Genomic DNA, 4915 nt, shown 5'->3' with positions numbered 1-4915 from the left:
CGGAATCATCTTGGTTTGCTCGTAATCGTAGTGTTTGAAGCGTGCCATCCGTTGCACCATGCGGGGTAAAGTTTGTTTCAAGCAGTGTAACCGAGGGTTCGACCGCAGGTCGAGGGCTGCAGGACTTATCCGACAGCCTCAACGCCGCCAGCACAGGCCGGAGCTGGGTTGATTTGTTTGTGCTAGCGTAGCGTTAAAGCATAAACGAAGCAACGCAGCGGAGGTCCAGCCAGCTTGGTGGCGATTGTGACTGGCCTTGTTACATTTAGCTCAGTTTGCTGGAGACAAGGCGATTTAAACTTACGCCTGACTCTGCAGCTTTTATTGCGAGCATGCGGTGAGTCTCGGGAAGAACACGAACCATGAATTTGCCGCTGTACTGTTTAATTGAGATTGGCACTGGAGCGTCCTCGTCGTTTGAAAGCATGTCAGATACGCAATCTTGAACTAGGTTTCTAATACCAGCCAATGCAGCTTCAGGAGTTTCTTCAAGCCAACTTAGGCTTGGAAACTCCGCGCATAAACCAACATGTTCTTGGTCTTCTTCAGACCAAGTAACGCGGTATGTGTAGCGATCGATTTCTTTAGCCATTTTCTACCTCCATACGCTCGATAGCGGCCAAAACTTGTTTCACTTGGTAAGGCTTTGCCTTACCTTTGGAGTTTTGGATATTTACACGCGGGTCGCCTTGCCATGGGGTCTTATAAACCCTATGGCTAGAGCCCGATTGGCGAGCTTCGCCGAAGTAAGAGTCGCAGACCTTACATAAGTCATTGAATCTTATAGATTTTGGGTTGTTCCTCATCTGAATGAGGATATCTTTGATGCTTGCCATACCTATATAGTATCACTAATGATACTAAAGGCAAGTTGCGCAAGACGGTACGAATGAAATGTAACGCCTCAAACACCGGCTTGGTGAAGTTGGCGACTTTTTTGGAACAAAAAAGGCGACCGCTTTGCCAAGTCCGCGTGCTTTGATTTGTTACATTTTTAATTTATTAGGGGCCGAATCCCAGTCATCGATTAGACCAATTGGAAGCCCATTGATACCGTTAGATCTATAGTGGGCTATTTCAAAACCTTTGTTTTCGTACGCTACATCCCGAGGCATGTCATTATCTACCAATATAATCTGACAGAGCTTACCTTTATCATCGAACTCTTCAGCAACTGCTACTAATGCATTGAATAGATTTCTGTATTTCTCTGGATCTGCCACACCATCAACATCACTTTCGTTGTCAATTTGACTTTCATCGGAATCTTCAGGGGTTTTCCCCAGAAATTTCCCTACGGTGTCGATCATTAATAATCCTGGAATATTAGTATCTTTACGCAGTTTCTGCAGTAAGATGGACACCAAGTATCCGATAGAAACAATTGTTCTAAGTCCGCCTGAGTTGATTTTCCTGTATTCAATATTTCTGACTTTTGGGAAAAATGTTTTTTCGTCTATTCCTACGCCGTGATGGTTTTTAATCTTTACCTGCTGAATAAATTTGTTGATATCGGCTCCTAGATCCTTCAAAACATTATCAAGTGACGGGGCATTCTTTTTGAGTTCATCAAGTTTAATCTTTAGTTTCTCGATCGTTCCTTCTAAGCGGCCTATTTGGTCAGCAAGTGCAGCCTGCTTGTTCCTTATTCGCAGGGAGTGAACTGCCCTTTCTCGACGTTCGTCAAGTTGCGCTAATTCTTTGACAATTGCGTCTCGCTCGGCTAGATATGGTGAAATAGAATTTGAAAGCTCTTCGTCCATTATTTCTCTGGCTTTCTGTTTCTCCTGATAGAGTTCAGCTAGGAGGGAGTTGGCGGAGTTTAAATCTGATCTGTTATCAGATACCAACTGTTTGAGATCTTTTGATCTCCTTTTGATCGATGTCAGCTCGCTTTTTAAGCGTGTGTCACTTGGGATGTCAAATTTATCGGATATGTCACCGATTTCGATAATGGTTTCGCAGATAGGGCAGCTTGTTTTCTCCTGAATATCTCTGCCTATAAAATCTTTGGCTGAGAGGCTGGATTCAATTTTGTCAATATCATTTTGGTAATCGTTGAGGAGTCGGCTAAATCTTTCAATGCTTCGTAAAGCGTTGCTCTTTGCTTCTTCTTGCTGCTCAATATTCAAATTAATTGTGTTTAGGGCATCTTTGAGGCCTTCATATAGTTCATTGTCGCTCGTCATTCGCTTGTTTAGATCTGAAAGCCGAGAGTCCACTTCAATTTTTATGTTGTCTATGCTGCTTATTTCTTCGTCTAAATCTTCAGCGCTTTTAAATTCAGTCTGAGACAAAAAGTGGCTTATAGCAGAGTACTGGTTCGAAAGCTGTGTCTTCTCTTGTGTTTTACTTGCTATATCTACTTCTATCTCGGATATTCCAGAGTCGAGAACATTAAATATATACTTAAAGACTTCCCTGTTTTTTGTTTCAACGACATGGTTCCCAATGTTTAGCATGTGAGTGCTACCAACATCGTCTTGATCCAAGTAAATAAACTTGAACAGGTCCAGAAAACTAAGCCTGGCTGTTTCTGATGAATCTTTTGTTGGGGCCTGTTTTAATCGAACGACAGGAAGTTCTAGCGCCTCAAGAATAAATTCGGAAAGACTTTTATTTTGATCATCTCCTTTGGTAACGCTGGATTTGTATTTTTCGGGAAAGGAGCTTGATATCTCAGAGTACTTACAAGAATATACATCAATATCTCTTGAGGGATTGAAAATATCTCTGCTGATACAGTAGGGCGTGCCATTTATGGTTATTTCAAGGACTGCATACTTTACTGATGAAGAAATTTCTTCGTCTATCTTGATTTGCTTTCCGCCAAGAAGATAGTAAACAAGCCTAAGTATGCTTGACTTTCCCGTATCAGCATCACCATAAATTATATTTATACCTGGATGAAATTTGACTCGATAATCTTTTCGATGCCCGCATAGTATTAAATTCTTTAAAAGTAAACCTTGAGAGAGATTCATTATATTCCCTGCTTTAATACTGTATTTATATACCCATTAAGTTTGCTAGGACTCTGCGATTGAAGCGATGAAAGTTGTTCGATAAATAGTTTTATTTTTCGGAAGTAGCCACTATCTAATTTGCTTGCGATAGATTTTCCGGCACCTGTCAGGTCAAATAAGAACCCTTCTGAGTTAGAATATTCAGACGACAAGTACTTTTTAGATGACAGTATTTTTATCATGATCAAAAGTCGATCTCGATTAAAGAGTTCGTCGACATTTACAGAAAGTATGTCTACCGTGTAATAGTCGACATCATCAATGTCGATTTGACGCTTGTTTGCCAACATTAGCACTTTGTTTAAGAAGGCTGGCTTAGTAACTAGAAAGTAAAATGATTGTATCTTGTCAATAGTTAGTACTTTCTTGTTTCTGGGAGTTTGAGCAAGGCTTCCAATTATCAAAAGAAGTATTCCTAAGTTATAATGCAGCTCGCGTTCTGTCTGGATATATGGAAGTTTATTCATCTTCACCCTCCGCCAAGAGGTCTCTAAGTAAATCTATTGACCCGTCTTTTACCCACCAAATATTTTCATCATTTGAGTTGGCGAGTTGGTGGAGCATCCCCTGCTTATGGATGGCGTTTATAAACAGAATGAACGTGTCTAAAAAATTCTTATCTTCTTTAATGATTGTTTCATGTACATCCGCTAACAATAACCCGGAACTTGGGATGCCATCATGAATGTATTTTGTGTAGCTATTCTGATAAACCTTGCGTATTTTTGCATATAATTCAGATAGCCGTTTTTGATCCGAAGAACTACTAAATATTTTCCTTATATACTCTGCATTTAAAAATGCTTCTTTGGCCTCTCTTATCGTCGTGTTGTGTATATCGGCAGAGATCAATTTTAAGACAAACAGTTCATCGTCAAAGTCTGTTTCAGCTTCAAGCTGCTTTAGCTCGAGCGCTGATATTCCGGGATCATTCTTTTCAAAATCTAATATCATTTGTTTGACAGCCATGACTATCGTGCTATCGGGGTTCTCAGGTTTCGTAATGCTGGTGTGATCTTCATCTACTGGTATTGCATCAGATTTTTCTCTATCTATCGGGACGGCGCTTGTTTTTTTGACAACCGAATCATGCACACCGTAAAAATACTTTGTGGCTGGCCTTAAGCTGGTTTTTAGCCATTCATCATTTATCTTGTGAATAAAATCATTGAGCGGTGAAAGTCCTTCTATCTGAAGGTTGTCACTTATCAATTTTCCGAAAGTTGCCGCTTCTGCCCCTTGGTGGGGTACAGCCAAAGAGATAAAGAGCTTAATCTTTGATGGTGTCTTTTCTTCAATATCTTTTGTAATAGCACTTTTGGTTACCAACCCGCCCATGCTATGAGCAACAACGATAATATTGTCGTATGTTTGTAGTTTAAATCGGATTTCAGTTCTAAGTAAGTTTCCGATTTCCTCAATGCTTATATTGTTGGCCAGTTTTCCGTGTGAAGTTCCGAACATACGCTTAACAAGCGTAGAAACCTTACCCGCCTTGGCGAAAAGGTTTAGTAACTTGGTGAAGTATGAAAAGTGGGCTATGTCATAATTTTTTGATACTTCTATATCATCGGAAAATAATTCAGGGAAGGAGCGTGCCTCCCCATTCCGCCAGGTCGCCTCTCCTCCGCAAAATCCATGAACAAATAGGATTAGATTCTTTTTATTTTGCTGAGAAATGAATTCAATCATTTGGCTTTCCCTTTATATGAACCACTAACATCTTTACCCCTTACTCCATTTGGCAACTGCGCCTAATCCTGTAGTGAAATGTAACGCCGCAGTAAATTGCGGCTATGTAGTCGTCCCTGAAAAACACCCTTTACCCACGGACCAAACTCAGGCTCTGTGCGTTCATTTCTCTTCTTTCCAATAACCCGATCAAATAC

Annotated in this window: 4 protein-coding genes; all 4 read right to left on the bottom strand. The window is 40.5% G+C overall.

Going from position 1 to position 4915, the window contains the following annotated elements:
• Positions 1-265 precede the first annotated feature (265 nt).
• Entirely contained in the window at positions 266-592 is a 327-nt protein-coding gene (locus ACXAF9_RS18075) for a type II toxin-antitoxin system HicB family antitoxin (RefSeq protein ID WP_475076789.1), read from the bottom strand.
• 394 nt (positions 593-986) lie between these two features.
• Positions 987-2984, bottom strand: a complete 1998-nt coding sequence (locus ACXAF9_RS18070) for a hypothetical protein (RefSeq protein WP_475076787.1) — start codon at positions 2982-2984, stop codon at positions 987-989.
• Positions 2984-3493 carry an ABC-three component system middle component 4 gene (locus tag ACXAF9_RS18065; RefSeq protein ID WP_475076784.1) on the bottom strand — a complete coding sequence of 170 codons (510 nt, stop codon included), beginning with the start codon at positions 3491-3493 and terminating at the stop codon, positions 2984-2986. The genes ACXAF9_RS18070 and ACXAF9_RS18065 overlap by 1 nt, the downstream gene beginning before the upstream one ends.
• Positions 3486-4718 (bottom strand): ABC-three component system protein, encoded by a 1233-nt coding sequence (locus tag ACXAF9_RS18060; RefSeq protein WP_475076779.1) that lies wholly within the window; start codon positions 4716-4718, stop codon positions 3486-3488. Before ACXAF9_RS18060 ends, ACXAF9_RS18065 begins: the two co-directional genes overlap by 8 nt.
• Positions 4719-4915: the final 197 nt, after the last annotated feature.

The sequence above is a fragment of the Neptunomonas sp. ABH4_499 genome (assembly GCF_056160565.1).
Note: the sequence above shows the minus strand (reverse complement) of the source record. Positions and strands in the feature narration are given on the sequence as shown.